The sequence below is a fragment of the Mesorhizobium sp. M7D.F.Ca.US.004.03.1.1 genome (assembly GCF_003998635.1).
Lineage (GTDB): Bacteria > Pseudomonadota > Alphaproteobacteria > Rhizobiales > Rhizobiaceae > Mesorhizobium > Mesorhizobium loti.
Genome location: NZ_RZQG01001054.1, coordinates 1 through 1,904 on the forward strand (window position 1 = coordinate 1; position 1,904 = coordinate 1,904).

Consider the following 1,904-nt stretch of genomic DNA (forward strand, 5'->3'; position numbering starts at 1 on the left):
GCCCTGCTTGGTCGGTGCGACCAGTGCCGGGACCTCTACCCCGCCAACAGTGAGATCCACAAGGCTCGGCTGTGCCGGAACATCCATGTCCCAGAGATCATGATGGACGGTTTGGAACACCCAGGCTGGTTTGCCGGTGTTGACATCCAATGCGAGGATTGAGGATGAATATTTTTCGACGCTGGCGCTGCGGCCGACGCCGTATTGGTCAGGTGATTGGTTGCCCATCGGCAGGTAAATCAGTCCGAGTTTGGGGTCATAACTTGCCACACTCCACGAGTTTGGGGCGTTCTCTGAATAGGTCTGACCATTCGCGATAGGCGCGGTAGCATCGGGATTCTTGGAATCGAAATTCCAGACGAGATAACCGGTGTTTACGTCGTAGGCACGGATGACACCTGACGGTGAAGTTGTTGCGACGTTGTCATTGACGGAGCCGCCGACTATCACCAGCCGATCGGTCACGACAGGTGGCGAGGTGGAATAGATGGAGCCAGGCGTGATATTGGGCATGTTTGCCCACAGGTTGATCGTACCGTCATCCCCACCAAAGCCCGGGCAAATCTTGCCAGTCTCAGCACTGATGGAAATGAGCCGCCCGTCCGACGTCGGTGCGAAGAGACGCTTGATGCATGTTGCATCGGGATTCGCTATCGCTGAGGTCGTCTTGTGGTCGACGATCGGATTGGGATCGCCGCGCTTGGCCTGCCCCGTGACGACGTTCTGGGGCACACCGGCAGCGCCTGTCGTCACTTCCGCGGCGCTTTCCTCGACTCTCTGCTCCTCGGTCTTCGTTGTGCTGTCGGCCGTGACGGCCGGTTGCTGGCCACTAGGGGCGGGCTTGGCCGATGTCCCGTCAAAATAGGAAACGCCGCGGCAGGTCAAATGCTGCGTCGTCTGCTTGGCAGTCTGCTTCAGATGAGGGTCGAAACGCCACTTCTCCTTGCCGGTAACCGCATCGAGCGCGATCACCAAATTGTGCGGGGTGCAGATATAGACGGTCCCGTCGATCATAAGGGGCGTATCTTCGTAGGTCGCCTCTCCGGGGTCGTTCGGGCCGCGAATGTCGCCGGTGTGGTAGGTCCAGGCAACCTTGAGGTTGCTGACGTTCTCTGGCGTTATCTGGTCGAGCGGTGAGTAACGGCGGCCGGCGTCGGTGCGACCATAAGCATGCCATTCGCCGTCCGGCACATTGCTCTCGATACTCCTGGTTCCCGCCATCTGGGTGGCTGAGAATGCGCCGGTCGTGTCGTGCGGGCTCAGCAACATCGAATAGAGTCCGGCAAGCAAGGCAACACTCAATGAGCCGGCAAGCATCCCGCTCGATGCATCATAGCGCGCCCAGCCGATCTCCGGCCGATGCAAGGAACGAACCATTGGCGGAAGCAGCAGAAGCGCACCGATCACAATCAGCAGGCTGCCTCGAGCGGAAAGCGCCCACCAGTCGAAGCCCACCTCGTGAATGGACCAAGCGCATGTCACCAGGACGGTGGCGCCGTAAACCGCCAGACCCTCGGAGCGCAGTTTGAACAGCAGCAATGCCGAAGCGCAGAGACCAAGACCGAGGAGGATGAAGAACCAGGACCCGCCAATAAATGCCAACCAAGCACCGCCGATCAAAATAAATCCGCCGACCAATCCGGTCAGCGAAGAAAGGATTGTACGATACATTGCTCTGTTCCTGTCTTTTGGGAGCTCTCTCACGATGCTCGAGCATTTGAATGCTGGGAGCGGCCACTCGGTGCCTTGTCAGATGAACGTCGAACTTCTCGCACTGTTCCAACGCGCAACATTTCGTGATCAGTCACCCTGAGCAGCAAGCAGGCGGCGGGCTCGGCGTCGTTCATCGATCAGAGTGTGACGTTAAGGAAGGACCGCGCCGGCCGCCGTCTATTGATTGCCGC

1 protein-coding gene is annotated in these 1,904 nt (G+C 58.9%); it reads right to left on the bottom strand.

Annotated features, from left to right (window positions below; translation table 11 throughout):
- The coding region (locus tag EN935_RS33745; RefSeq protein WP_127374110.1) for a PQQ-binding-like beta-propeller repeat protein at positions 1-1,671 on the bottom strand (1,671 nt) is incomplete at its 3' end.
- Positions 1,672-1,904: the final 233 nt, after the last annotated feature.